Source organism: Methylobacterium sp. J-001 (assembly GCF_022829565.1).
Lineage (GTDB): Bacteria > Pseudomonadota > Alphaproteobacteria > Rhizobiales > Beijerinckiaceae > Methylobacterium.
In genome coordinates, this window is record NZ_JAKSYN010000148.1 from 1 (window position 1) to 25360 (window position 25360).

25 protein-coding genes are annotated in these 25360 nt (G+C 67.2%); 13 read left to right on the top strand and 12 right to left on the bottom strand.

The window, feature by feature from the left end; genetic code table 11:
• A partial coding sequence (locus MKK65_RS18820; protein ID WP_279596841.1) for a TCP-1/cpn60 chaperonin family protein occupies positions 1-234 on the bottom strand: 234 nt, incomplete at its 3' end.
• 72 nt (positions 235-306) lie between these two features.
• Complete coding sequence (groES, locus tag MKK65_RS18825; RefSeq protein ID WP_007567860.1) at positions 307-597, bottom strand: co-chaperone GroES; 291 nt, start codon at positions 595-597, stop codon at positions 307-309.
• A gap of 209 nt (positions 598-806) precedes the next feature.
• Between groES and MKK65_RS18830 the strand changes: the two genes are divergently transcribed.
• From MKK65_RS18830 to MKK65_RS18840, 3 genes are all read left to right on the top strand, one after another.
• Positions 807-1793, top strand: a complete 987-nt coding sequence (locus MKK65_RS18830; protein WP_243959659.1) for a CorA family divalent cation transporter — start codon at positions 807-809, stop codon at positions 1791-1793.
• Positions 1794-1990: 197 nt separating this feature from the next.
• The gene (locus MKK65_RS18835) at positions 1991-3451 is read left to right on the top strand and encodes a methyl-accepting chemotaxis protein (RefSeq protein WP_058190402.1); all 1461 of its coding nucleotides are present in this window, start codon (positions 1991-1993) and stop codon (positions 3449-3451) included.
• A 207-nt stretch (positions 3452-3658) separates the two neighbouring features.
• Positions 3659-4039, top strand: a complete 381-nt coding sequence (locus MKK65_RS18840) for a DUF3455 domain-containing protein (RefSeq protein WP_243959661.1) — start codon at positions 3659-3661, stop codon at positions 4037-4039.
• A gap of 74 nt (positions 4040-4113) precedes the next feature.
• Here MKK65_RS18840 and pdeM read toward each other — a convergent pair whose 3' ends face one another.
• From pdeM to MKK65_RS18855, 3 genes are read right to left on the bottom strand one after another with little or no spacing between them, the layout of a single operon-like run.
• On the bottom strand, positions 4114-4827 hold the full coding sequence (gene pdeM, locus MKK65_RS18845; protein ID WP_243959663.1) for a ligase-associated DNA damage response endonuclease PdeM: 714 nt from the start codon (positions 4825-4827) through the stop codon (positions 4114-4116).
• Positions 4828-4868: 41 nt separating this feature from the next.
• Positions 4869-7385 carry a ligase-associated DNA damage response DEXH box helicase gene (locus MKK65_RS18850; protein ID WP_243959830.1) on the bottom strand — a complete coding sequence of 839 codons (2517 nt, stop codon included), beginning with the start codon at positions 7383-7385 and terminating at the stop codon, positions 4869-4871.
• Positions 7382-8338, bottom strand: a complete 957-nt coding sequence (locus tag MKK65_RS18855; protein ID WP_243959665.1) for an alpha/beta hydrolase — start codon at positions 8336-8338, stop codon at positions 7382-7384. The genes MKK65_RS18850 and MKK65_RS18855 overlap by 4 nt, the downstream gene beginning before the upstream one ends.
• A 202-nt stretch (positions 8339-8540) precedes the next feature.
• Between MKK65_RS18855 and MKK65_RS18860 the strand changes: the two genes are divergently transcribed.
• Positions 8541-8885 (top strand): DUF6460 domain-containing protein, encoded by a 345-nt coding sequence (locus MKK65_RS18860; RefSeq protein ID WP_243959667.1) that lies wholly within the window; start codon positions 8541-8543, stop codon positions 8883-8885.
• Between the two features lie 17 nt (positions 8886-8902).
• Positions 8903-10282, top strand: coding sequence for an MATE family efflux transporter (locus MKK65_RS18865; protein ID WP_243959669.1), 1380 nt, complete (start codon positions 8903-8905; stop codon positions 10280-10282).
• An 85-nt stretch (positions 10283-10367) separates the two neighbouring features.
• Here MKK65_RS18865 and MKK65_RS18870 read toward each other — a convergent pair whose 3' ends face one another.
• Positions 10368-10769 carry a hypothetical protein gene (locus MKK65_RS18870; RefSeq protein WP_243959671.1) on the bottom strand — a complete coding sequence of 134 codons (402 nt, stop codon included), beginning with the start codon at positions 10767-10769 and terminating at the stop codon, positions 10368-10370.
• A 152-nt stretch (positions 10770-10921) separates the two neighbouring features.
• Here MKK65_RS18870 and MKK65_RS18875 point away from each other — a divergent pair, with 152 nt between their 5' ends.
• From MKK65_RS18875 to MKK65_RS18895, 5 genes are all read left to right on the top strand, one after another.
• Entirely contained in the window at positions 10922-11815 is an 894-nt protein-coding gene (locus MKK65_RS18875; protein ID WP_058190408.1) for an HpcH/HpaI aldolase/citrate lyase family protein, read from the top strand.
• Between the two features lie 649 nt (positions 11816-12464).
• Positions 12465-12821 (top strand): hypothetical protein, encoded by a 357-nt coding sequence (locus MKK65_RS18880; protein ID WP_243959673.1) that lies wholly within the window; start codon positions 12465-12467, stop codon positions 12819-12821.
• 45 nt (positions 12822-12866) lie between these two features.
• Positions 12867-13619, top strand: coding sequence for an FkbM family methyltransferase (locus MKK65_RS18885; RefSeq protein ID WP_243959675.1), 753 nt, complete (start codon positions 12867-12869; stop codon positions 13617-13619).
• A gap of 744 nt (positions 13620-14363) precedes the next feature.
• Positions 14364-14573, top strand: coding sequence for a hypothetical protein (locus tag MKK65_RS18890; protein WP_243959677.1), 210 nt, complete (start codon positions 14364-14366; stop codon positions 14571-14573).
• 411 nt (positions 14574-14984) lie between these two features.
• A complete protein-coding gene (locus tag MKK65_RS18895) occupies positions 14985-15383 on the top strand; it encodes a VOC family protein (RefSeq protein ID WP_243959678.1) in 399 nt (132 codons plus the stop codon).
• 88 nt (positions 15384-15471) lie between these two features.
• Here the strand turns inward: MKK65_RS18895 and MKK65_RS18900 are convergent, their stop codons facing one another.
• From MKK65_RS18900 to MKK65_RS18915, 4 genes are all read right to left on the bottom strand, one after another.
• Positions 15472-15741, bottom strand: a complete 270-nt coding sequence (locus MKK65_RS18900) for a hypothetical protein (RefSeq protein ID WP_243959680.1) — start codon at positions 15739-15741, stop codon at positions 15472-15474.
• 5 nt (positions 15742-15746) lie between these two features.
• Positions 15747-18044: an FdhF/YdeP family oxidoreductase gene (locus MKK65_RS18905; RefSeq protein ID WP_243959682.1), complete on the bottom strand. Its 2298-nt coding sequence runs from the start codon at positions 18042-18044 to the stop codon at positions 15747-15749.
• A 266-nt stretch (positions 18045-18310) separates the two neighbouring features.
• Positions 18311-19387, bottom strand: coding sequence for a quinone-dependent dihydroorotate dehydrogenase (locus MKK65_RS18910; protein ID WP_243959684.1), 1077 nt, complete (start codon positions 19385-19387; stop codon positions 18311-18313).
• Complete coding sequence (locus tag MKK65_RS18915; protein WP_243959831.1) at positions 19384-19734, bottom strand: DUF952 domain-containing protein; 351 nt, start codon at positions 19732-19734, stop codon at positions 19384-19386. Before MKK65_RS18915 ends, MKK65_RS18910 begins: the two co-directional genes overlap by 4 nt.
• Positions 19735-20301: 567 nt before the next feature.
• Between MKK65_RS18915 and MKK65_RS18920 the strand changes: the two genes are divergently transcribed.
• From MKK65_RS18920 to MKK65_RS18930, 3 genes are all read left to right on the top strand, one after another.
• Positions 20302-20934 carry a helix-turn-helix transcriptional regulator gene (locus MKK65_RS18920; protein WP_007567824.1) on the top strand — a complete coding sequence of 211 codons (633 nt, stop codon included), beginning with the start codon at positions 20302-20304 and terminating at the stop codon, positions 20932-20934.
• A gap of 131 nt (positions 20935-21065) precedes the next feature.
• The gene (locus tag MKK65_RS18925; protein ID WP_243959686.1) at positions 21066-22160 is read left to right on the top strand and encodes a two-component system sensor histidine kinase NtrB; all 1095 of its coding nucleotides are present in this window, start codon (positions 21066-21068) and stop codon (positions 22158-22160) included.
• Between the two features lie 124 nt (positions 22161-22284).
• Entirely contained in the window at positions 22285-23253 is a 969-nt protein-coding gene (locus MKK65_RS18930; protein ID WP_243959688.1) for a TIM44-like domain-containing protein, read from the top strand.
• Positions 23254-23296: 43 nt separating this feature from the next.
• Here MKK65_RS18930 and rsmA read toward each other — a convergent pair whose 3' ends face one another.
• The gene (gene rsmA, locus MKK65_RS18935) at positions 23297-24175 is read right to left on the bottom strand and encodes a 16S rRNA (adenine(1518)-N(6)/adenine(1519)-N(6))-dimethyltransferase RsmA (protein ID WP_243959690.1); all 879 of its coding nucleotides are present in this window, start codon (positions 24173-24175) and stop codon (positions 23297-23299) included.
• Positions 24172-25290, bottom strand: a complete 1119-nt coding sequence (gene pdxA, locus MKK65_RS18940) for a 4-hydroxythreonine-4-phosphate dehydrogenase PdxA (protein WP_243959692.1) — start codon at positions 25288-25290, stop codon at positions 24172-24174. Before pdxA ends, rsmA begins: the two co-directional genes overlap by 4 nt.
• Between the last annotated feature and the right edge of the window lie 70 nt (positions 25291-25360).

The following is a 25360-nucleotide window of genomic DNA, read 5'->3' on the forward strand; positions in this document are numbered from 1 at the left end:
GGCCACTTCGCGCACCATCTGGGCGCCCATGTTCTCGAACTTGTCGGCGAGCTCGATCTCCTTGGCGACGGTGACGCCGTCCTTGGTGATGCGCGGGGCGCCGAAGCTCTTCTCGATCACGACGTTGCGGCCCTTCGGACCCAGCGTCACCTTCACCGCGTCGGCGAGGATGTCGACGCCGCGCAGCATCTTATCGCGGGCGTCGGCGGAGAAACGAACGTCTTTCGCTGCCATGGTTTGCCTCTTGTGGTTGGGTTGAACCCCAAGGCCTCAGACGGCCTCAAAGGGCTGGAACAGAAGAACCGATCAGAGGGCGACGACGCCCATGATGTCGGATTCCTTCATGATCAGGAGGTCCTGACCGTCGATCTTGACCTCGGTGCCGGACCACTTGCCGAACAGGACGCGGTCGCCGGCCTTGACGTCGAGCGCGTTGACGCGGCCCTGCTCGTCGCGTGCGCCGGGCCCGACGGCGACGATCTCGCCCTCCTGCGGCTTCTCCTTGGCGGTATCCGGAATGATGATGCCGCCCTTGGTCTTCTCCTCGCTCTCGATGCGACGGACGACCACGCGGTCGTGCAGCGGACGGAACTTCATGAGCTGCCCTCTTGCTTCAAGTCTGCAGTTGGCGTTGATGCGGCCGGCAAGGCCGCGTCGCAGCCGGACTGTTAGCACTCTGTCTTGGCGAGTGCCAATGACGGCGGCGAGATAGCCCTCGCGCGGTTTCGAGTCAATGCTGTCGCACCCTCGCGCGACGGTCCGATGACCTGAAAACGACCTCCCTTCCCCATGGATGATGCGCTCTCATGCTGAGCCTGCACGGACCCGAGGGCGCGGTGACGCTCGACCCGGAGGGTCCGATTCCACGCAACGCCGTCTGGCTCGACCTCAACGATCCGACCTCCGAGGAGGCTGCTGCCGTCGAAGCGGCCACCGGTCTGCGCGTGCCGTCCCGGGCTGCCCTGTCGGAAGTCGAATCCTCCAGCCGGCTGCGGCGCGTCAAGGGTGGGCTTTCGCTCTCGACGCCGATGATCACCTTCGAGAGCAGCGAATCGCAGCTGAAGCCACTCGGCTTTCTTTTGTCGAAGGACCACCTCGTCACCATCCGGTTTCACAACCTGCGGGCCGTGGATTCCGCAGAGAAGCGTGTCGCTGACGGCGATGGTAGCGTGACGCCGAGCGAGATCTTTCTGGTGATCCTGGAGGAGCTCGTCGACAGCCTCGCCGACGCCCTGGAGGACATGGCCTCCGAACTTGACCAGCTCTCGACGCGGATCTTCGACTTCGACGTGCGCGGCGCCAATCGCCGGCGGCTGGAAAGCCCTCCGCCGCGCCGGCGCGACCTGGCGCTACGTCGCATCCTGCGGGGCATCAGCAACCGCGGAAAGGTGCTGGGTAAGATCCGCGCCAGCCTGCTTGGCCTGGAACGGATCGTCCCCTTCGTTTCAGCCGCCTGCGATGGGTTGGGCCTGCCCGAGGACGGCCGCTTCGAAACGATCCGGCGGGACATCGAATCGCTCGACGAATTCGAAACCCGGCTTGCGGAAAACGTGCAATTCCTCTTGGACGCAACCCTCGGCCTGATCAACATCGAGCAGAACAACGTCTTCCGCGTGCTCACCGTCGTGTCGGTGGTGGGCGTACCGCCCACGCTGATCGCCTCGATGTACGGCATGAACTTCAAGCACATGCCGGAGCTGGACTGGGCCTACGGCTATCCCTATGCCCTCGGTCTGATCCTATTCAGCGCGTTAGCACCAATTGTCTACTTCCGGATACGCGGATGGTTCTGATATTCGACCCCAAGCCGAATAGTGATCAGCCATGCCGCGACTTTTGGAAAGGCGCGTATCCATCGAATGATACGCCACGCGGAAAAAGTTCCGGTCTGTGAGCGTTCTGTTTCTGGGTTCCATTTGAAACCCCCGAAATTAGATAAAATTTAACGCAATACGGGTTACGTGCTCACCCAAGAAGCGCGAGCACTGACATGTTCAAGAAATCTGCTTACAGCGATTCACAAGCCAAGCTGGACGCTTTAAACCGGTCGCTGGCCATCATCGAATTTTCCATGGACGGCCAAGTTCTTGACGCCAATCAGAATTTTCTGAATTTGATGAATTACACTCTGGCGGACGTCCAGAACAAGCATCATCGCATGTTCGTCGATAAGGCGTATGCCGGCAGTGCAGAATATGCCGAATTCTGGACGAGGCTGAAGGATGGCCAGTACGTCACCGGAGAGTTCTTGCGCCTCGGCAAGGATGGTGCGGAGGTCTGGCTGGAGGCGACCTACAATCCCGTCCTCGACGCACGCGGCCGGCCTGTAAAGGTCGTCAAGTTCGCCGCTGATATTTCCATCAAGAAGAACCAGATCGATCGCCTGATGTCGATGATCGACAACATGCCGGTCGCCGTGATGACCGCCGATCCGCGCAATGAATTCAAGATCAACTATTTGAATGCCACATCGCGCAAGACCCTTGGGCCGCTGGAACAATACCTGCCGATCAAGGTCGACGAGATGCTCGACCATTCGTTCGACGTGTTCCACAAGAACCCGCATCATCAGCGCAACATGTTGGCGGATTCGAGCCGGTTGCCGCATCGGACCAAGATCAGGGTGGGTCCGGAAACGCTCGACCTGCAGGTCACGGCTGTCAACGACCGGAAGGGCAACTACATCGGGCCGATGCTCACTTGGGCCGTGGTCTCTGCCCAGGTCAACATGGCGACCGACGTGAGCCGTGTGGTCGATGCGGTCGGATCGGCGATCCGAGAGATGCAGCACTCGGCCGAGGGGCTGACTCAATCGGCTGATGCCGCCCGGCACAAGGCGTCGTCGGTCGCGGTGAATTCGGAGCAAATGAATAGCGCTATCCAGGAGATCTCCGGCCAGGTCGGGCGGGTCTCGGAGCGCGCCCGGCAGATCGCGATCCAGGCAGAGACCACGGATGCCACCATGCGCCGACTGGCCGAAAACGCGCGCGAGGTCGACGCGGTCGTTGGCATGATCAAGTCGATTGCCGGGCAGACCAACCTCCTCGCGCTTAATGCCACGATCGAGGCGGCCCGGGCCGGTGCCGCCGGACGAGGCTTCGCGGTCGTCGCCAGCGAGGTCAAAGCCTTGGCCGAGCAGACCGCCAAGGCGACCGGCGACATCACCCAGCAGGTCGCGGCGATCCAGAGCGCGACCGGCGAGGCGGTGGGAGCGATCGAGATGATCACCGCCGCCGTCGCCGAACTCTCGAATCTGACCCTGGCGATGGCCAGCGCCGTCGAGGAGCAGGCGGTCTCGACCCACGAGATGTCGGGCAATATCGGCGGGGTCTCACAGGCCGCCAATGCCACCGGTCAACTGGCCGAAGCCGTTCTGGGAGTCGCCGAGAGCCTGGCCGTCCACTCGTCGGATCTGTCCGAGAGCGTCACGCGGTTCATGAAGTCAGCCTGATCCGGATCAGGGGAGAACCGCAGCGTGAAACCGGCATGCGGTTTCCCCCGTATGGGGGGTTGAACCCATCCGGATGGAGCTGAACCGATCCCTTACGTCCTGAACAGAGCCTGGAAGGCTTTCCTCGTGGCGCTTGCGGGGTCGACCCCGGCTTTCGCCATCGCCGAACCAGCACGGCTAGCCCCACCGCCCGGAAGCCTGCCGATCGTGACCCTCGCCGCGCGCGGCGTACAAATCTATGCCTGCATCGCCGGGGAGGGCGGGCCAGTCTGGAGTTCGGCCAAACCCGACGCCGAACTCGTTCAGGCGGACGGGCGCACGATCGGGCGCCACTTCGAGGGTCCGACCTGGGAGGCACAGGACGGCTCGCGGGTGGTCGGAACGGTCATCGGTCAGGCGCAGGCGCCACAAGCCCACGCTGTTGCCTGGTTGCTGCTTGCCGGCCGGGCAACGGGATCCGGCCTGCTCGCCGGGACACGCTATGTGCTGCGCAGCGATACGGCCGCCGGGGAGAAGCCACCGGGCGACTGCGCGATGGGTCAAACGGTGCGCGTGCCCTACCGCGCGACCTACACCTTCTATCGCTGAACGACGTCGCGCGTCAGGCGCAACGCAGCGCCCGCGCGCAACGACGATATCCAGCCACTCGGTACGCGTCGCCGTCAGTCCCGAGCGAGCTGTGCTCGACCGATGGTAAAGACCCGTCCATCCCCGAGCAGGTGGGCCGTGAACCCGTTCGGGAACAGGCCCTCGATCGCCCGATTGCGGACGTTGAGGCCGCCCGCATAGGCGCCGAAGGCCGGCATCACCAGGCGGCTGCCGTCGGTGACGAAACAGCGCCGGCGCACCGCCCGGCCGCGCATCGCGACCTTGCCGCAGGGATGGAGATGGCCGGCGATCTCGCCGGAAACCGGTTCGGCGCTGGGCTCGTGGCGCAGGATCAGGCCGCCGAGGGTCAGCGCGTCGGCGTAGCGACCACCGACGCCCTCGCTTACCGCCGCATCGTGGTTGCCGGCGATCCAGACCCAGTCCCGGCCCTCCTGCAAGGCCGCCACCATGGCCCGATCGCCCGGCTCCATCCGCTCCGGTCCACGGGCGTCATGGAAGGAATCGCCCAGCGCGACCACTCGCGCCGGATCATGGCGGGTCACGGCCTCGTGCAGGCAGGCCAGGGTCTCGCGGGTATCATAGGGCGGCAGGAACTGGCCGGTGCGGACGGCGTAGGACGAGCCCTTCTCCAGGTGAAGATCGGAGACGATCAGCGTTCGATGCTCCGGCAGCCACACGCCGCCGCAGAGATCGAGCATCAGGGTCTCGCCTCCGAGCTGCAGGGTCGGGTGCTTGTGAGTCTTCTCGAGTCGCAGGCCGGCCGCCAAGATCGCATCCTCGGTCTCAATGGGGGAGGGCGGATCGCCGGTCAGGACAGAGCTTCCTGAAGAAGCTCGGCCTCTGCCTCGGCCAGGATTTCGTCGGCACCTTCGCCGTAGACCCGCTCGCGCCCGATTTCGAGCATGACGGATACGGAGAGCGGCGAGACCCGATCGAGAGCCTTGTGAATGATTCGCCCCTGGATCCGCTCTAGCATCATGCCAAGCCGCCTCACGTCGAGGAGTCCGGTTGCCGCATCCTGCCGCGCGGCCCTGAGCAGAAGGTGGTCCGGTTGGTGCTTGCGCAGCACGTCGTAGATCAGATCGGTCGAGATGGTGACCTGCCGGCCCGACTTCTTCAGGCCCGGATGATGCCGCTCGATCAAGCCGGCGATCACCGCGCATTGCCGGAAGGTGCGCTTCATCATCGCCGACTCATCGAGCCAGGCTTCGAGGTCGTCGCCCAGCATGTCGACGGCGAACAGGTCGCCGATGAAGTCAGGGTCCAGCGCGGCTCGCTCCGAAACGTCGCGGGTGGTCCAGATCGCGATCCCGTAATCGTTCGCCGCGAAGCCGAGGGGGCGCAGCCCGTCGCGCTCCAACCGGCGGGTGAGCAGCATGCCGAGCGTCTGGTGGGCGAGTCGACCCTCGAACGGGAAGGCCGTCAGATAGTGGCGCTTACCCCGCGGGAAGGTTTCGACAAGCAAATCGCGTTCGCCCGGCAGGACCGAGCGGCGGCGCTGCTGCTGCAGGTACTCGCCGATCTGCGTCGGCAGGCGATCCCATTCGAACGGGTCGGCGATGATCGCCCGGACCCGTTCGGCCAGAAACGTCGAGAGGGGAAATTTAGCGCCCGCATAGGAGGGGATTGCCGGATCGGTGCCGAGCGGCGCGCGTGTCACGAGGGCCTCGTCCTCGGCCAAACCCTCGAACCGAAGAGTCTCTCCGGCGAACAGGAAGGTGTCCCCGACGGTCAACGTGTCGGCGAACTCGTCCTCGATCTCGCCGAGCACCCGGCCGCCCTTCGGTAGGACTGTGCCGGGCTTGCTGCGCAGCGTCCGGCCGAGCCGCACCCGCACCCGCGCCGCCTCGACGATCGTACCGACATTCATCCGGTAGGCCTGAGCCGTGCGGGCATCGCGGACCCGCCACAACCCGTCGGGACCACGCAGAATCTTGGCGAAGCGCTCGTAGGCGCGCAGAGCGTAGCCGCCGGTCGCTACGTAATCGACGACCTGTTCGAACGACTCCCAGGTTAGCCCTGCATAAGGCGAGGCGGAAATGATCTCCTCGTAGAGGCTGAGCGGATCGAAGGCGTCGGCGCAGGCCATGCCGAGCACGTGCTGAGCCAGCACATCGAGCGCGCCGAGCCTTGCGTCGGGGGTATCCTGCGCGGCCTCCTCGACGGCGTCGAGCGCAGCTTGGCACTCCAGCATCTCGAAGCGGTTGCCGGGTACCAGATAGGCCTTCGACGGCTCGTCCATGCGGTGGTTGGCGCGGCCGATCCGCTGCATGATCCGGCTCGCGCCCTTGGGCGCCCCGACATTGACCACGAGATCGACATCGCCCCAGTCGATGCCGAGATCGAGCGTGGCGGTGCAGACGATCGCCCGCAGCTGGCCCTCCGCCATGGCGGCCTCGACCCGCCGGCGCTGCTGCGCGTCAAGCGAGCCGTGATGTATCGCGATCGGCAGCGCATCGTCGTTGAGCTGCCACAGCTCTTGGAATGTGTACTCGGCTTGCAGCCTCGTGTTGACGAAGACCAGCGTCGTGCGGTGTTCGCGGATCAGGTCGTAGATCGCCGGCATCGAGTGCCAAGCGGTGTGCCCCGAGATCGGCAGCGACCGCCCGAGATCGAGCATACGCAGATCGGCCCTGGCCCCGCCCTGAACGGTGACGAGGTCGGCCATGGCGGGAGCGGGAGCCTGCACCTGTGGCACCAGATACTTCCGTAGCTCGTCCGGCTCGCGCACGGTGGCAGACAGGCCGATCGCCGCCAGGTCCGGGCTCAGGCGGTGCAGCCGAGCGAGCGCGAGGGACAGCAGATCGCCCCGCTTCGAAGTGACGAGGGCGTGCAGTTCGTCGAGGATGACGCAGCGCAGTCCGGAGAAAAACTCGGCAGCGTCGCGATGAGCAATCAGCAGAGCCAGCTGCTCGGGCGTCGTCAGCAGGATGTCGGGCGGGCGGCTGATCTGGCGGGTGCGTTTGTGCGCGGGGGTGTCGCCTGTCCGGGTCTCGACCCGCACGGGGAGCGCCATCTGGGCGATCGGCGCATCGAGGTTGCGGGCGATATCGACCGCGAGGGCCTTCAGCGGCGAGACATAGAGGGTGTGCAGCCCCTTCGTCGTTTTTGGCGACGCCTTCGAGGCTGCCCGCTCCGACAGCGAGATCAGGCTTGGCAGGAACCCTGCCAGCGTCTTGCCGGCTCCCGTCGGTGCAACCAACAGGGCGGACTGACCGGCGTTTACGATCCGCAGCAGGTCGAGCTGGTGCGACCGGGGTGTCCAGCCACGCGCTGCGAACCATGCCTGAAAGGCCGCCGGCAGGAGTTCTGACGGTTTGCTCAGGCCAAAGCCATCAGGAAGCGGTCAATCAGTTCCAGGGCACGCTCACTCATCGGGCTCGGATAGCGGGCGAACACATGGCAGCCGCCGGGATAGATCGCCGTGTGGCCGCCATTGCCGGCCGCCGCCCAGCGCGCGGACATATAGAGCGTGTCATCCAGCAACGGATCGGCGGTGCCGATGGTGAAGAGAGCCGGTGGCAGACCCTTCAGCTCGGCATAGATCGGCGACACGTCGGGACGGCGGCGGTCGATTCCCTCGCGGACGTAGCCGTCGGCAAACTTCGTGAGGTCGCGGGTATTCACGACGAGGCGCTCGTCGCCCCAGTTGCGGACCGAGGGCGTCAAGCCCAGGTCGTAGAAGCCGGCGTTGAGGTTGGCGCCCCGAAACGCCCGCGGCTGGTTGTGCCGGTCTCGGAGGCGTAACAGCACCATCACGGCGAGGTGGGCCCCGACCGATTCACCGCCGATCGTCAGGGCGTGGATGCCGAACTCGGTCCGGCCCTGTCCGGCGAGCCAGAGTGCTGCAGCCTCGCAGTCCATGAGGGCGGCGGGGTAGGGATGCTCGGGGGCGAGCCGATACTCCACCGACAGCACCACGAAACCGCAGGCATCGGCGATGCGCTCGAGCCACGGATCCTGCTCGTCGGCCGCGCCCCAGACCCAGCCACCGCGGTGGATGTGCAGATAAGCGCCACGGAGCTTCGCGGCGGCCTTGGGGCGGACCACCCGGAGCTTCAGCGGGCCGCCGGGGCCCTCGATCGTCAGCCATTCGGCCCTAGCGCTGTGAGGCATCGCCGGCGCGGCCTTGGTCCCGGCGCGGCGGCGGGCACGCACCTCCTCGATCGGCAGCGACCAGGGATCGGGCAGAGCGGCGTGCGCCGCGACGATCTCGGCATTGAGCCGAAGCGTCTCGGGATCGATCGTCGCCGGGTCGAACAAGGCGTGGTCGATCATGCTGGGTCTCGTCCCCGTCGGCGCTGTCCCGCGGCCATTCCCGGCATCTTGGCGGGACGGGTCTCGCTTGCCATCTCGGGTCCGTGGGTGAAACCCGCTAACGTTTGATCCGGGATCCGGTTTCGGCGCGGTGTGGTGCTCCGGCCACGGTTCTGCCCGTTTCATCGCCGATCGGGACACCCTCTGGTTTCATGAGGACGCGATGCTCGTCGATCACGACCGGCGCCGGCACGGCGCCCCACCGCCGAATGGCGCCTACGGTGCGGAGGCCTACCCACCACGCGCCTCGGCGCTGCGCCGATTCTTGGGCGGCTCGCCCGCCGGCGTGTTCCTGCGTCTGCTGTTCCTGTCCGTCCTGGTCGGCGCCTTCATGTCGATGCTCGGCCTCACACCGGGCCGGCTGTTCTGGCACATCTATGATTCCGCTCGCGCACTCCTGGAGATCGGCCTCGCTTCGCTGCACGATTTCGGCGGCTGGATCGTCGCGGGTGCGGTCGTGGTCATCCCGCTCTGGCTGATCTCGCGCCTGTTCGCCGCCTCACGCTGAGCGAGGAAGGCTGCGGCATGACGCATCCGCCTGCCGCCGCCCCGGTCCTGCCGACGCATCGCCGCGTGCTGGCCTTGGCCCTCCCGATGACGTTGGCCAACGTCACGACGCCCATGCTCGGCTTCGTCGGCGCGGCGGTAATCGGCCGGCTCGGCGACGCGGCCCTGCTCGGCGCGGTGGCGCTGGGGGCTGTGATCTTCGACGCGATCTTCTGGTCCTTCGGGGCGCTCCGGATGGCAACCGCCGGCATGACCGCTCAGGCGGTCGGGGCCCGAGATGCGGCGGAGGTCGACCGCGTGCTGGCCCGGGCCCTGGCAGCGGGCGCCGTGATCGGCCTGAGCCTCGTTGCGCTGCAAGAGCCGATCGCTCAGCTCGCCTTCGCGGTGAGCGGCGCCAGCGCGGCGGTGATCGCAGGCATTGCGACCTATTTCCATATCCGTATCCTGTCCGCCCCGTTCGTGCTGGCGAGCTACGGCGTGCTCGGCTCGGTTCTGGGCCGCGGACGGACCGATCTCGGCCTGCTGCTGCAGGTGGCGATCAATCTGGTCAACATCGGCCTGACATTGGCCTTCGTGCTCGGCCTCGGCCTGGGGCTCGCCGGGGCGGCGCTGGCCGCGCTCTGCGCGGAAGCGGCCGGGCTCGGCCTCGGTTTGCTCGTGCTGGCGCGGCTCGACGCGCGTCCGTTCCGGGTGCCCCTGCGGGAGTTGCGGGATGCCGCGGCTCTGCGCCGGACGGTCAGCGTCAATGTCGACGTCGTCCTGCGCACCCTCGCCCTGATCACCGCCATCGTGCTGTTCTCCGCGCTGGGCGCCCGGCAGGGTGACGTGGTGCTGGCGGCCAATTCCATCCTGTGGAATCTGTTCCTGATCGGCGGGTTCTTCCTCGACGGCTTCGCCACAGCTGCGGAAACACTGTGCGGACAGGCGGTTGGCGCCCGCGACGCGGAGGCGTTCCGACGGGCATCGACTCTGAGTCTGCTCTGGTGCCTCGGTTTCGGGATCGGCGTCAGCCTGCTGGCCTTGGGCGGTGGAGCCGCCTTCATCGATGGCGTCACCACCAGCGCGGCGGTGCGGGAGACCGCAAGAGCCTATCTGCCGCTCGCCGCCCTCGCGCCGCTCGTTGCGGCGGCACCGTTTGCCTATGACGGGATCTATATCGGCGCCACTTGGACCCGGGCGATGCGCAACCTGATGCTGGGCGCGCTGACCATCTACGGCGTCGTCCTGGCGGTGGTGCAGAGCCTGAACCTCGGCAATACCGGGCTGTGGCTGGCCTTCGTGGCCTTCCTGGGGGCGCGGGGCCTGTTCCAGGCCTTCGCATTTCCGGGCCTGGCCCGCGCGACGTTCGGGACCTCTTCGGCGAAACCGATCCGGAAAACGGCGTCCGACTTCGCATAGCCTTCGCAGGCTGCAGGTTTGCACGGCCCCGCTGCCAATTCTTCGACGCGCGAAGACCTACATCCTAGGTTGCGCGGCGATGCGATCAGCGCGGGTCCTTCCAGGCCGTGGCGGCCGGCGGTGCGGTTCGGGCGACGGCCCCGGTGGCGCGCGGCAGATCGGCCTCGGCCCGGCGTTGTGGCGCCCGGCGGAGGCTGCTGGTATGCCGGCGCCGGCGGACATGACGGCGCCCGCGCTCCGTCGAGTTGCCGACGAACCCGCCGACAACGGCGCCCGCCACCGCCCCGATCGGGCCGGCTACCAGGGCGCCCGCCACCGCACCGGAGCCGACCCCCAGCGTCGTCCGGCTCTGGGCCCGGGCGAATTCAGGGGATCCGGCCAGGATTAGGCCGGCCAGGACGAAGACGGACGAGAATGAGCGCTTGGTATCGGATCCCGGAATCCAGGGATTGGACGTGACGGCCTTTAGCCGTTCGAAGATGACCAAAGCGGGGCCGGAGACTGCACAGCCGCGGCCGGTATCAAACGTCGCACGGACTCACCGATCTCATTCCCGCAGGTGTGGCCAGGCCGATCCCGTGCTTTAGGGTGCGGCGCAACGAAGACCGGCCGCGATGCGGCTCTGTGAGGGAGATGCCCATGGCCACGACGACCGACCTGCGCCTGCGCCGGAGCGTGCTCTACATGCCCGGCTCGAACCAGCGGGCGCTCGACAAGGCCAAGACCCTGCCGGTGGACAGCATCATCCTCGACCTGGAGGATGCGGTCGGCCCGGAAGAGAAGGAGATCGCCCGGGAGCAGGTCTGCGCCGCGGTCAAGAGCGGTGCCTATGGCAGCCGCGAGCTGGTGATCCGGGTCAACGCCCCCCAGACCCCCTGGGGCGAGGCCGATCTCCACGCCGCGATCGAGGCCAAGCCCGACGCGATCCTGATGCCCAAGGTGTCGTCCTCGGCGGTGCTGGAGAGCATCGCCGACCGGCTTGAATCCCTCGACGCCCCGGAGGGCATCGCCGTCTGGGCGATGATCGAGACCCCGGCCTCGATCCTCAACATCCAGGAGATCGCCCGGGCCAAGCGCGACCCGCGCAAACGCCTGACCTGCCTGGTGCTCGGCACCAACGACCTGGCCAAGGACACCTGGGCCAAGATCGTGCCCGGCCGGGTGCCGATGCTGCCCTGGATGATGATGGCGCTCGCCGCCGCCCGGGCCGAGGGCCTGGCGATCCTCGACGGCGTCTACAACGACATCGCCGATACGGAGGGCTGCCGCGATGAATGCCGCCAGGCGCGCGACCTGGGCTTCGACGGCAAGACCCTGATCCATCCGACCCAGCTGGAGCCGGCCAACGCCTCTTTCGCGCCCACCGAGGAGGAGGTGCGCCGGGCCAAGCTGGTGATCGAAGCGTTCGAGCGCCCGGAATACGCCAAGCGCGGCGCGATCAAGCTCGAAGGCCGCCTCTACGAGCGCCAGCACCTCGGCGTGAACCGCCGCGCCGTGACCTGGTCCGAAGCGATCAAGGCGAAGGGGTTCTGAGGGGTTCTCCAAGCACGGGGGCCGAATAAGCGAAGGCATGCCGTCGTGCCCGCAGGAAGGAGGCTTCGGCAAATCTCTCCGGAAGACGTGCGGTGCGGTCAGCCGTCCGTCTGGATTTCCCGACTTCATGCCGCGGGATGCCTGGCAATCAGGGGAGATCTCGCGCGACCGCGCTTCTTGAGCGGTCGCGCGAACCGGCGCCGATACGATCTCCAGGCCGATCGTCGTCGGGCTTTCCAGTCGTTGCGAGCGATCTGACCCAACACAAGAAATCGGCGCCGTTTACAACCAGGTGGGATAGGATTGGCTTCGCGGCAAACAGTCCACCGCGGACGCAACTTCCATCGCGCTCATGTCGACCATTTCTATGTGCCATCAAAACAGCCGGAGGAGCAGCCTTCGGCGACAGGGCAATTCTTTGTGTGCATGCTGTCGCTAGACTCTTTCAGTCTTAAAAATAATATTTCAAATGACAAAATATTTCGTTTCTATAACTACAAGCCTCACTGCAAAAACATTTCCAATGTCAAGATTTGACGAGATTATAGGAATTAGAGCTGAAAAAGAATTAAAATTTGTTGCCCCGTTATGTTGACACGAGCCAGTGGCAAAAATATGCATGGCGTAACAGCAGCAAAATCTATAGATAATGACCGATAAAAATTGCCTCACATCGGCAACTGCATTGCAGGAATTTAACAAAGATCTGATCATGAGCTTGCAGCGCTACCAAGATAGCCTGCATATCGCGAATCAGATGGCCAAAACGGCGGCTGAAGACCGTGATCGCGCCGTAAGCGACGCGTCAGCGCGTCTGGAGGCTATGCAGTCGGTGATCACCGCACTGATCATGAGCTTGCGACCCTACGGCCTTGATCGCAAAAAATTCACCGCCTCAATTCGCTCGATCGCCCAACGGACGCCGACGGAGGGTCCGAAGGCTGTCCAGCATACCGTGCTGTACTCGGAAAGCATGCGGGTCCTGAAGCCCGGCATGCGCACGTGAGGAACAGCACCAAACATTTCGGAATGCTTGAGGGCGGGGCGAAACGTGGACGCTGAGATCTTAACGGTTTTCAATTCCTTCATCCATCTGCGAGAACGTCTTCATACGCGACCGCATCTCTACGCTGAAGAACTCGAATTCATGTCGTTTGCGGCGAAAAGGTGCCCGATTTCGTGCTTACAGATCCTGCAGGACATTTGGGTCCTCTATGAATTGAACGAGAAACGCGGTGGATATTTTGTCGAATTCGGCGCGTGCGACGGGGTCACGTTAAGCAACACCTTGTTGCTGGAAAAGACTTTTGGCTGGCAGGGAGCTGTCGCCGAGCCGGCCCGCACCTGCGAAGCTGCCCTTCGCACCAATCGAAGCTGCTATATTTCGAACAAATGCGTTTATCGCACCGATGGTGCCAAGATCCAGTTCCGTGAGACCGATCTTCGTGAACTCTCAACCCTTGAGGAACTCAAGGATCTCGATTTCCATGCGCCTGCCCGCGAAGGCGGATCGCAATATGAGGTCGAAACAATTTCCCTGACAAATTTTCTGAAAGAGGCGCGCGCGCCAAAAGATATCGATTATCTCAGCATAGACGTCGAAGGCGCCGAACTCGATATTTTAAAATCTTTCGATTTTGACGATTACAACATCAAGCTGATTACAGTGGAACACAATTTCACCGAGCAGCAGCAGGAGATTTGCAACGTTTTGGGGAAATTCGGCTATCGCCGAAAATTTGCTCAGCTCTCGATGTTCGATGATTGGTACATTCGGCACGATCTCGTCCCTGGATGCAGGTGAGGTTGAACCATGTCAGCCGAGCGCGCTATCGAGATCCTCGACTCAGCCCATGTGCTGATTGGGCAGATGTCTCAAGGAAACGCATTAGGTCTCCACTTGAAGGAGATAGCGAGGTGCATGTGCCCTTGTGGTGAGCGAGTTGCCACGACCGGACAACGTGGCGGGGGTCGTCAACAAGCTGCGGTCCGCCGCCGCCTGGTACGCCGTCCGGTACGAGCGCAATCCGGTCTCGGATGCGGCGCGATCTGGCAACCAAGCCCGGTTGGATACGCTGATATCCGCATATCAAGAGCTGCGGGCGCACCTGAGTTTACAGATTGGCGTAAAACTGGTCGACGGAGCGGCACCACGTCGAGGTCGCTTTTGATGAGTGTATCGTATGAACCCGACGAATTCATCAATTCAGACATATGAAACAATCGCTCGAAGACACATTCGCGGCTATTTATCTATCTGAAAAATATGATTTCTAGAAGTACTTTTGCAGCTAGCCTACCGCTATGATTTGGTCCTGGGCTGAATTTGGGAATTTGCCTTCGAATATTGAAACAGCGCTGATCTCGAGCTGACTGGGCATTGTACGAGGCCGCGGAGCAGCGGAGGGGATTATGCTCATCGGCGGACGCTTCTGCGGTGCTGTCCGCTACGAGGCCCGGACCGAGCTATTCCGCGAGACGAATCGCCCACAAGCCGATTGTCGGCGGCACGCGAGCCGCGCGGTTCTCGGTGTCTCGGTCAGTATGCTTGCTGGTGGCCAGGACGCCCACCGCGTTCCGCTCCAACCCGGGCGGTACCGCCCTGACCTCCAAGGCCGATGCCGCCCCGGACGCAATTGACGTGACCATCGCACGCCTGGACGAACTGGGTCGGGTTTTGCCGAAGGGCCGCGCCCGCACGGGCAGCATGCTGGCAGCCTCGGAAACCGGCGCATGCAGCCAACGCGCGCCGCGCTAAATTGCTTCACAGCACTCGCGATCGCACCGTAGCACCCAGCGCTCCACGGGTGGCTTGGACACCGCGCATCCAGCGAGGAAGCCGTGCGGCCGGCGGGGGGAACGGTCGGCGATGATCACCGGCACTTCCGGATGGCTCAATCAACGCCGGCGGACGCGCAACCCAGTCCAGACTGAACTTCGCAAATCCGGCCCAACCTTCATACCAGGTCGAGACGAATGCGCCTGCATCTCCAGCAAGTCCGACGTCCGCACATCCCGCAAAACAGGCGCATATTTCAATATTCACGGCCATCTCGACCGATCGATCCTCCGATGTCACACTATTGGATCGGCGGCGCCGGTTGATTCCTAAAACCGCGGCGCAAGACCGCAATCGGGGAACGCCAGAATGAGCAGCGGAAATCCTGAGATGCCGGTTCCGGCCCCGGTGAAGGGCGGGCTCGTGGCCTACCTGACGGTGGACGGCGCCCTGAAAGCCGCCGAGTTCTACGTCCGTGCCTTCGGCGCCGAGATCGTCACAGCCATGCCGCCCGACGAACACGGGCGGACCATGCATGTGCATCTCTACGTGAACGGCTCGTCGCTGATGCTGAGCGACGCTTTCCCGGAACACGGCCATCCGCTGCTTGCGCCCCAGGGCTTCACCTTGATGCTGATGGTCGAGGGCATTGACGCCCGCTACGTCCAGGCCGTCGCGGCGGGGGCCACCGCCCTGATGGAGCCGGCCGAGATGTTCTGGGGCGACCGCTACGGCCAGCTGCGCGATCCATTCGGGATCGTCTGGGCGATGAACCAGGGCAGGCGCTAAGGGCTGCCACGCTCGCGGCGGCTTGCGATGCCGCAGATGACCGGGCCCGGACCGGGAGGGGACGTCCTCGAACGGAGCGCCGCGCCGATCAGCGCGCCGCCGCTTCGTAGCGCGTCCGCTGCGTGCGTGCATCGCGCGCGGTCACCGTGACGTGGCCCGCCTCCTCCAACGCCGAGAGCGCACGCAGTACCAGGGCGTGCTCCACCCCGAAGCTGCGGGCGAAGGCGCGGCTGTCGCCGGGCAGGCCGAGGTCAAGGGCCGCCAGCAGTCCCGCCTCCAGTGGATCGATACCGGGACGGGCCGCGGTGATACAATCGAGGGCGGCGACGAACGCCGCCTCGTTGAGCTCGCGATCCATGCGGCCTACGCCGCCGCCCGAGCTTCCAGGGTCACGAGCACCGATTTGGAGGTTGGCGTGTCGCTCTTCTCGCCGAAGGTTGAGAGCGGCACCAGCACGTTCAGCTCCGGGTAATAGCCGGCGACCGCGCCCCGGGGCATGTCGAAGGGCACCAGCCGGAAATCCTCGGCCCGCCTTGTCACGCCGTCGGCATGGAGGCCGACGATGTCGACCCGCTCACCGAGCCGGTCGCGGATCGCCACCAGGTCGTCCGGATGGGCGAACAGCACCTTCCGCTCGCCGTAGACGCCGCGGTAGCGATCGTCGAGGCCGTAGATCGTGGTGTTGTACTGGTCGTGGCTGCGGAAGGTCTGCAGCACGTAGGTGTCCCGGGATTTCGTGGCGATCTGGTGCTCGGTCTCGACCGGAAGCGGGTCCGCCGAGAAGTTGGCCAGACCGGTCGCGGTCTCGAACACGCGCTCGGCGGCGAGGTTGCGCAGCATGAAGCCGCGGGGCTTGCGCACCCGGGTGTTGTACTCGGAGAAGCCCGGGATCGTGGCGGCGATGGCGTCGCGGATCCGGTCGTAATCGGCCGAGAGCCCGGCCCAATCGATGGCGGCCGAGCCGACGGTGGCCTGGGCGATGCCGGCGATGATCGCGATCTCGGAGCGCAGTTCCTTCGAGGCCGGCTTGTTGATGCCCCCCGAGCCGTGGACCATGCTCATCGAATCCTCGACGGTCACGATCTGGGTCTTGCCGGCCGCGTTCCGGTCGATCTCGGTGCGGCCCATGCAAGGCAGCAGGTAGCCGATGGCGCCCGGCACGAGGTGGGCGTGGTTGAGCTTGGTCGCGATGTGGACCGTCAGGCGGCAGGAGGCCAGGGCCTGCGCCACCACCGGGGTATCCGGCGTCGCACGCAGGAAGTTGCCGCCCAGGCCGATGAAGGCCTTCGACGTGCCGTCGCGCATGGCCCGGATCGCCGCCAGGACGTTGTGGCCGTGCCGGCGGGGCATGGCGATGCCGAAATGTCGCTCCAGCGATTCGAGGAAGGCCACGGACGGGCGCTCGTTGATGCCGACCGTGCGGTCGCCCTGCACGTTGGAATGGCCCCGCACCGGGCACAGGCCCGCGCCCGGCCGGCCGATATGGCCGCGCAGGAACAGCAGGTTGGCGATCTCCCGCACGGTCGCCACCGAATGGCGGTGCTGGGTCACGCCCATGGCCCAGGTGGCGATCACCCGCTGGGCGCCGAGATAGACACCCGCCATGGCGGAGATGTCGTCGAAGGTCAGGCCCGACTGGTCGAGGATCGCGTCCCAGCTCGTCGCGTCAACGGCGGCCCGGTAGGCGTCGAGCCCGGCGGTGTGGTGCTCGAGGAAGGCCCGGTCGAGGAGCGAAGGCCGGCCGGAGGCGAGCGCCTCGGCATCGCGGGCGAACACGATCTTGGCGATGCCCCGGAAGGCTGCCATGTCGCCGCCGGAGCGCGGCTGGAGATAGTGGCTCGCGATGGCGCCGCTGGCGCCGCGCAGCATCTCCACGGTGTTCTGCGGGTCGGCGAAGCGCTCGAGACCGCGCTCGCGCACGGGGTTCAGCACCACGACCTTGGCGCCACGCTCGGCCGCCCGGCGCAGGTCGCCGAGCATGCGCGGATGGTTGGTGCCGGGATTCTGGCCGACGCAGAAGATCGCGTCCGCCTTCTCAAAATCCTCCAGCAGGACCGTGCCCTTGCCGATGCCGATGGCGTCGATCAGCGCGACGCCGCTGGCCTCGTGGCACATGTTCGAGCAGTCGGGGAAGTTGTTGGTCCCGTAGGCGCGGGCGAACAGCTGGTAGAGGTACGCGGCCTCGTTCGAGGCCCGGCCGGAGGTGTAGAACTCGGCCTGGTCGGGATGGTCGAGGCCGCGGAGCGTCGCGCCGATCTCGGCGAAGGCCTCGTCCCAGCTCACCGGCAGGTAGCGGTCACTCGCCGAATCGTAGCGCATCGGGTGCGTCAGGCGGCCCTCGCCCTCCAGGGCGTAGTCGCTCCAGCCCCGCAGCTCGGTGAGCGTGTGGCGGGCGAAGAAGGACGGCGGCGTGCGCTTGTCGGTGGCCTCCCAGGAGACCGCCTTCACGCCGTTCTCGCAGAACTCGAAGGACGAGCCATGCTCCGGGTCGCCCCAGGCGCAGCCCGGGCAGTCGAACCCGTCCGGCTGGTTCGCCTTCAGCAGGGCGCGGGCGCCCGACAGCGGGGCGCGCGAGCCGAGCAGGTGCTTGCCGCAACTCTTCAGAGCGCCCCAGCCGCCGGCGGCGGATGAGCGCTTGGGAGCCCCGTCAGGCTGGGCCATGGATTGTCCTAGATGTTCTCGGGAGGCGAGCCGAACTCGCCCATTCGCTACCGCGAGATAAGCGGCTTGGGACACCGCTCACAATGGCAGGCGCGCGCAGGCCCCTCATGCACGGGACACAGGCTAAGTCCCCGCTTGGCAAAGCCTTTCTAAACTGGCGGGTCGGACGCTCTGCGGCCGGTCGATCCCGCTCCGTCATGACGCGCGCAGCGAAGCAATGCAGGGCAGCGCGCGAGCCCCGGTTGGGAAACGGGATCGAACGGCGCTCACGCCGCGCGGGCCAGTTCCTCCGCGCCCCGGCCGACGACCCGACTCAGCACGGTGACGCCCTCCGCCGCCATGCGCTCCAGCAGGCCGGTCTTGATGCGATCCACCAGCCCCGGCCCGTCATAGATCAGCGCCGAATAGAGCTGGATGAGGCTCGCCCCGGCCCGAATCTTCGTCCAGGCGGCCTCGGCGGAATCGACGCCGCCGACGCCGATGAGCGGCAGCCGATCCCCGACCCGGAGCCGGGTCTGGGCCAGCATCCGGGTCGCCGGTCCGAACAGCGGGCGGCCGGAAAGGCCACCGGTCTCGCGGGCGAGGTTTTTCTCCTGAAGGCTCTCGGGCCGAGCCACCGTGGTGTTCGAGACCACCAGCGCCTGGACGCCGCGCTTCAGCGCCGTAGCGCAGATCGCGTCGAGGGCGTCCAGCGCCATGTCGGGGGCGATCTTCAGAAGCACCGCCGCCCTGGCGCCGGCCGTATCCCGGGCCTCGACCGTCCGGGCGAGCAGCTCGTCGAGGAAGGCCTCGCCCTGAAGGTCGCGCAGGCCCGGCGTGTTGGGCGACGAGACGTTGACGGTGACAAAATCGACCAGCGGGGCGAGGGTCGCGGTGCAGGCGGCGTAATCGGCCAGGCGGTCTGTGGATTCCTTGTTGGCGCCGATATTGACCCCGACGATGCCCGGACGGCCGGCCCGGGCCCGGAGCCGCCCGGCCACCACGTCCAGCCCCTCGCTGTTGAGGCCGTAGCGGTTGATCACCGCCCGGTCGGCGGGAAGGCGAAAGGCCCGCGGCTGCGGGTTGCCGGGCTGCGGCCGCGGCACCACGCCGCCGACCTCCACGAAGCCGAAGCCGAGGCCGAGCATCGCGTCCGGCACCCGGGCGCCCTTGTCGAAGCCGGCGGCGAGGCCGACCGGATTGGCGAACCGGCGCCCCAGCAGGTCCACGGCCAGCCGCGGGTCGTCCGCGGCCGGCTTCCCAGGCGGTAGCAGCGACAGGGCGCGGAGGGTCAGATCATGCGCGCGCTCGGCGTCGAGCCGGTGCAGCAGCGGGCGGATCAGCGGGAAGGCGGCGGCGATCATGCGCGCGGGATTCCCGCCGGCAGGGCATGCTGCCCGTCCTCGCCAAGCGGCAACTCCGCCACAGACACGACCGCGGAGAGCGGCAGGTCGCCGTAGAGGTGCGGGAACAAGGCTCCGCCGCGCGACGGCTCGTAGACCAGGGCCGCGCCCAGGCTCTCGGCCTCGACGGCGATCAGCAGCAGGTCGGCTTGGCCGGCGAAGTGGCGGGACGCCGTCTCGGCGGTCTGCTCGGCGGTCGAGAAATGAATGAAGCCATCCGCCTGATCGACGGGGGCACCGGTGAACCGGCCCGCCGCCTCGGCCTCGCGCCAGAGCGCGCGCGGACAAATCTTGTAGATGAGCGGCATCGGCATTCCCTGGGCGTCGGAGGGTCCATAGCTCATCACTCCGGGCATCGGAACCGTGGCCGACCGACGGGGGGGGACGGCGATCGGGCCGACGGTCTAGGTTCCCAGCAGCAGCCGGAAGCACCGATCCCCCCGTCATCCTCAGGTGGCGGAGCAAGCGCCCTCCTCGACGACGCTATCGCCGCATCGCTGAGGTTTCCGGAGTTCGCCTCTTGAGCGGCTTCGCAATACCTCAGGATGAAAGAACTGGGTGGAGGGGCCTCGATCTGAGCGACGCCCAATGAGCAAGGCCGTCGATCGGCAACGTCGGGAAACCAAATCGATTCCCAGGGCGATTGCATTCTGCAGGTTGTAGTTCTACTTTCCTATGACTAGGCTGAGCGTCACAGACCCGCGCCTGAAACGGGAGACGCGGGCCGGCTCGTGACGGTCTTCAGTATTCCGCGCATCTCCGGCGGGTTCGGTCCGCATCCTCCGGGGAAACTGCCGCCGTGCCCCCGAGGCAGCCGGGTGCCGGCTGGCGAGACGGGGGCGCCGACCCGCCGAGCTTGAGCCGCCGAGCCCGACATGCTGTCTCACGAGCAGATCTGGAACGCCATCGACCGCCTGGCGGAGCGTCACGGCTATTCCGCGTCCGGGCTCGCCCGGCGTGCGGGCCTCGATGCGACCAGCTTCAACCGTTCCAAACGCATCGGCGCCGACGGTCGCAAGCGCTGGCCCTCGACGGAATCCGTCTCGAAGGTCCTGGCCGCCACCGGCGCCAGCCTGGACGAGTTCCTGCGGCTGATCGAGGCCCGGGAGATCCCCGCCCGCACCATGGTCCCGCTGATCGGCCTCACCCAGGCCGGGGCCGGGCGCCTGTTCACCGACGAGGGCATGCCCACCGGCGGCGCCGGCTGGGAGGAGATCGAGTTCCCCGATCTCGGCGAGGAGCGCGCCTTCGCGCTGGAGATCCAGGGCGATTCCATGCAGCCGCTGTTCCGCGACGGCGATGTGCTGATCGTCTCGCCGACCGCCAGCGTCCGCAAGGGCGACCGCGTCGTGGTGCGCCTCCACGGCGGCGAGGTCCTCGCCAAGGAATTGAAGCGGCGCACCGCCCGGACCGTGGAGCTGGTCTCGCTCAACCCGGAACACGAGGACCGCGTCCTCAATATCGGCGAGGTTGCCTGGATGGCCCGGGTAATGTGGGTCCGGCAATAGCCCGCGCGCTCCGAGATCAAACCCCGCCCACCTGGACCGCCCACTCGGGCCGCCCACTTGGCCCGGCCACTATTCGTCGCTATCGCGGGCCTTCTCGCGGGTTTCCCGCACCCGCTTAGCTCGGACGCAGCATGACGCAGCCCGGGATGGATCACGGCGTGGAGGGCGGTCCGCTGACGGGGCAGGCCCGCGCGCTCCTCGACGCGCTGCCGACGCCGAGCTTTTTGATCGATGCGCAGGGTCGCATCCGGCAGGCCAACCCGGCCTTCGAGCGCCTGACCGGTCATCCGGCCTCAGCCCTGGCGGAGCGCGGCCTTGACCTGATCCTGGCGAGCCGCGGTTCGCCCCCCGACCTGTCCGCCGACGGGCCGCTGGAATTCCTCGCCGTGCGGTCGGACGGGACCAGCTTCTGGGCGAGTCTGGCCGCCGGGCCGCTTCCCGGCGCCGACGAGAAGATCTGTCAGATCCTGGATGTCACGGCACGGCGGGAGGCCGAAGGCGCATTGGCGCTGTCGCGGCAGCGCGAGGCCCTGGGGCTGCTGACCAACAGCGTCGCCCACGAGTTCAACAACTTCCTGCAAATCCTGATCGGCTACATCGATGGCCTGAAGCGACGGCTGGGCGACCGGCCGGAGCCGTTCATCCAGCGGGCGCTCGTCCGCTCGGCCGACGCCACCGAGCGGGCCGCGATCCTGACCCGCCAGCTCCTGGCCTATTCGCGCCGGATCGCCCCGGACGTGCGACCCATCGATCTCGACGCGATCGTGGCGGAGGTGGCCGAGCGTCTGGCGCCGGATTTCCCCCCCGGGATCCGTCTGGTCGTGAACCCGACGCCAGGCCTGCCGCGGGCGATCAGCAACCCGACCCAGATCGAGTTCGCCTTGCGGCATCTGGTCGCCAATGCCTGCGAGGCGATGCCGTCGGGGGGCACAGTGACACTCTCGACCTTTCGGGTCGATCCCAACGATCGCGCCATGCACCAGCCCGGGCCGGGCACGGTGGGCATCCAGGTGGGCGATACCGGGACGGGCCTATCGCCCGAAATGCTGGCCCGGGCTCTGGCGCCGTTCCAGACCAGCCGCGAGGCGGGACGGGGCGCGGGGCTCGCGATCGTCCATGGGCTGATGAAGCGGCAGAACGGAACGATCACCCTGGACAGCCGGGCCGGGGAGGGGACGCAGGTCCGCCTGGCCTTCCCGGCTGCTCCGGACCGGACGCTGCACTGAGGCTACGGCCGGCGACAAACGTCATCACGTCGTCGAGAGCCGCGGACTAAAACCCGCGCTAAGCCGTCACCATATAGTCGTCGGCGGCTTCCGCCACTCGGTTCTCGTCCTCAGAGGCGCGTACATGCTCACCCAATTCTCGCGTCGTCGGCGCACGGCCGCCTACCTGGCGCTGGCCGCTGCCCTGACCGTCGCGGCCCCCATCGCCGAAGCCCGTCCGGGCGGCGGCGGATCCTTCGGTTCGCGCGGCTCGCGCACCTACACGGCGCCATCGGCCACGCCGACGGCGCCGGGCGGCGGCATGACCATGCAGCGGTCCCAGACCGCACCGTCCCCCGGCATGTCCAATCCGGGGATGCAGGCGCCAGCCGCCCAGGGTCGTCGCTTCGGCGGCGGTTTCTTCGCGGGTCTGCTCGGCGCCGGCCTGCTCGGCGCCCTGCTTGGCGGCGGTTTCTTCGGCGGCCTCGGCGGCCTCGCCTCGATGATCGGCCTGCTGTTCCAAGTCGGCCTCGTCGTGCTGGTGGTGATGCTGGCGGTGCGGTTCTTCCGTCGCCGCAGCCAGCCCGCCGGCGCCGGCGCGCCCTACGCCCGCTCGACGCTGGATGGCGGCCCGAACCCGGGTGGCCCGATGGGCGGCTCGGCCCCGCCGGCCGGCGGCTCCTTCGGCGGCGCGCGCCCGGTGCAGACCCGCAAGGTCGAGATCGGCCCGGCCGATTACCAGGCGTTCGAGCGGCTGCTGGGCGACATCCAGGACGCCTACACCCGCGAGGACCGGGTGACGCTCGGCAATCTGGCGACGCCCGAGATGGCCGGCTACTTCGACGAGGAGCTGCGCAACAACGCTGCTCAGGGCGTGGTCAACAAGATCACCGACGTGAAGCTGCTGCAGGGTGACCTCGCGGAAGCTTGGGGCGAGGATCGCACCGACTACGCCACCGTGGCGATGCGCTACGCCCTCAAGGACGTCATGGTCGACCGCGCCAGCGGCCGGGTCGTGAAGACCGAGCCGGCCCCGGAGGCCACGGAGCTCTGGACCTTCCAGCGCCAGCCCGGCCGCGGCTGGGTGCTCTCGGCGATCCAGCAGACCCGCTAATTTTGGGATTTGGCGTCCCGGCCGCTCAGGCCGGGGCGCTCCTTCAAGCCGGTGCCGTTTCTGCGGCGCCGGCTTTTTTGTGCGCGTCCCACAGGTTCGCCAGGGTGACGAACCCGGCCACCGGCACCTCCTCGGCCCGGGCCGTCTCCAGGATACCAGCTGCCGCCAACAGGGCGCCGGGCTCGGGCGTCAGCGCCTTCAGGCTCTGGCGCAGCATCTTGCGGCGCTGGCCGAACGCCGCACGGGTGACGGCCTCAAGTGCGCCGGCCCGGCAGGGCAGGGGCTGCGCCCGGGGCACAAGCCGGACGACGCTGGATGTGACCTTGGGCGGCGGCACGAAAGCCGAGGGGCTGACGTCGAACAGGATGTCGGCTTCCGTGCGCCAGCCGCACAGCACGCCGAGACGGCCGTAATCGGCCCGGGTCTCCGGCCCGGCGACGATGCGCTCAGCGACCTCGCGCTGGAACATCAGCACCGCCTGATCCCACCAGGGCGGCCAGGCCTCGCAGTCGAGCCATCCGGTCAGCAGCGCCGTGCCGACATTGTAGGGCAGGTTCGCCACGATCCGGACCGGGCCGTCTCCGATCAGCGGCCGGGGATCGAAGGCCAGCGCATCGGCGTCCACCACCTCCAGCCGGCCGGGATAATGCGCGGCGATCTCGGCCAAAGCCGGCAGGGCGCGGGGATCGCGCTCGATCGCCACGACCCGGGCCGCGCCCTCGGCGAGCAGCGCCCGGGTCAGCCCCCCGGGGCCCGGCCCGACCTCCACGACGGTGACACCCTCCAGCGGTCCCGCCGCCCGGGCGATCCGGCCAGTGAGATTGAGATCGTACAGAAAGTTCTGGCCGAGAGCTTTTTTCGGTTCCAACCCGTGCCGGGCGACGACCTCGCGCAGGGGCGGCAGCCCGTCTCCGTCGCTCACAGCTCGTCCTCGGCGTCGAAATGCTGGGCGCCGGATGCGCGCGGCCGTCCGGCATAGATGCTGAACGGGATGATGTCGGCGCCGGCAAGCCCCGGTCCGGCGCGCGCCGCCTCGGTGTCGGCGAGCCGCCGCGCCAGCCGCAGGGCGGCGATCAGGCTGTCGGGCCGCGCGACGCCGGTCCCGGCGATGTCGAAGGCCGTGCCATGGTCGGGGGAGGTCCGCACGAAGGGCAGCCCGAGGGTGACGTTGACGCCGTCGTCGAACGCGATGGTCTTGATCGGGATCAGCGCCTGATCGTGGGTCGGCGCGAGGGCCACGTCGTAGGTCGCCCGGGCGCGGGCGTGGAACAGGGTGTCGGCGGGGAGCGGCCCGCGGATGTCGATGCCGGCGGCGCGCAGCCGCGCCACCGCGGGGGCGAGCACGTCGCGATCCTCGTGGCCGATGGTCCCGGCCTCGCCCGCATGCGGATTGAGCCCGGCGAGCACCAGGCGGGGCTCCGGCAGGCCGAACCGGTCGCGCAGGTCCCGGGCGACGATCCGGGCGGTCTCCTCCACCAGCTCCTGGGTGAGCAGGCCGGGCACGTCCTTGAGCGGCACATGGATCGTCACCGGCACGACCGCGAGGTCGTCGCTCCAGATCATCATCACCGGGCGGGGCGGCGTGCGACCCGGCGCGACCGAGAGGGCGGCCAGGAACTCGGTATGGCCGGGATGGGCGAAGCCGGCCCGGGTCAGCACGAACTTGGCGATCGGGTTGGTCACCACCGCGCTGGCGCGCTTGGCCGCCACGAAGGCGACGGCAGCCGTGATCGACTCGATCACCGCGCCGGCATTGGCGGAATCCGGTGCGCCAGGCTCTGCGGAGATTGTCGCGCCGCTCGGCAGCGGCACGACCGGCAGCGCCCGGGGAAACACCTCGACGGCGGTCTCGGGATCGACCTCGGCGACCGGCACCAGCCGGTGCAGGCGGTTGGCCAGGCGCTCGATGAAGTCTGGATCGGCCACCAGGAAGAACGGCGGCAGCGGGTCCGGGCCGCCGCGGGCGAGCCAGGCGCTGAGCGCCAGCTCCGGGCCGATCCCGGCCGGGTCTCCGAGGGTGAGGGCGAGCGGCAGCATCGGGGGTCTATAGCGCCGGTGGGGCGTGGGCGCATCTCTTTGGGGTGACGCGATGGTGCTTTACCGCGTC

Coding starts and splice junctions, on each gene's coding strand:
- MKK65_RS18855 (WP_243959665.1), bottom strand. CDS start 8,338: ATGATCGACCACGCCTTGTTCGACCCGGCGACGATCGATCCCGAGACG.
- MKK65_RS18875 (WP_058190408.1), top strand. CDS start 10,922: ATGGCCACGACGACCGACCTGCGCCTGCGCCGGAGCGTGCTCTACATG.
- MKK65_RS18835 (WP_058190402.1), top strand. CDS start 1,991: ATGTTCAAGAAATCTGCTTACAGCGATTCACAAGCCAAGCTGGACGCT.
- MKK65_RS18925 (WP_243959686.1), top strand. CDS start 21,066: ATGACGCAGCCCGGGATGGATCACGGCGTGGAGGGCGGTCCGCTGACG.
- groES (WP_007567860.1), bottom strand. CDS start 597: ATGAAGTTCCGTCCGCTGCACGACCGCGTGGTCGTCCGTCGCATCGAG.
- MKK65_RS18865 (WP_243959669.1), top strand. CDS start 8,903: ATGACGCATCCGCCTGCCGCCGCCCCGGTCCTGCCGACGCATCGCCGC.
- MKK65_RS18860 (WP_243959667.1), top strand. CDS start 8,541: ATGCTCGTCGATCACGACCGGCGCCGGCACGGCGCCCCACCGCCGAAT.
- MKK65_RS18830 (WP_243959659.1), top strand. CDS start 807: ATGCTGAGCCTGCACGGACCCGAGGGCGCGGTGACGCTCGACCCGGAG.
- MKK65_RS18905 (WP_243959682.1), bottom strand. CDS start 18,044: ATGGCCCAGCCTGACGGGGCTCCCAAGCGCTCATCCGCCGCCGGCGGC.
- MKK65_RS18915 (WP_243959831.1), bottom strand. CDS start 19,734: ATGCCGCTCATCTACAAGATTTGTCCGCGCGCGCTCTGGCGCGAGGCC.
- MKK65_RS18895 (WP_243959678.1), top strand. CDS start 14,985: ATGCCGGTTCCGGCCCCGGTGAAGGGCGGGCTCGTGGCCTACCTGACG.
- MKK65_RS18930 (WP_243959688.1), top strand. CDS start 22,285: ATGCTCACCCAATTCTCGCGTCGTCGGCGCACGGCCGCCTACCTGGCG.
- MKK65_RS18920 (WP_007567824.1), top strand. CDS start 20,302: ATGCTGTCTCACGAGCAGATCTGGAACGCCATCGACCGCCTGGCGGAG.
- pdxA (WP_243959692.1), bottom strand. CDS start 25,290: ATGCTGCCGCTCGCCCTCACCCTCGGAGACCCGGCCGGGATCGGCCCG.
- MKK65_RS18880 (WP_243959673.1), top strand. CDS start 12,465: ATGACCGATAAAAATTGCCTCACATCGGCAACTGCATTGCAGGAATTT.
- MKK65_RS18900 (WP_243959680.1), bottom strand. CDS start 15,741: ATGGATCGCGAGCTCAACGAGGCGGCGTTCGTCGCCGCCCTCGATTGT.
- MKK65_RS18910 (WP_243959684.1), bottom strand. CDS start 19,387: ATGATCGCCGCCGCCTTCCCGCTGATCCGCCCGCTGCTGCACCGGCTC.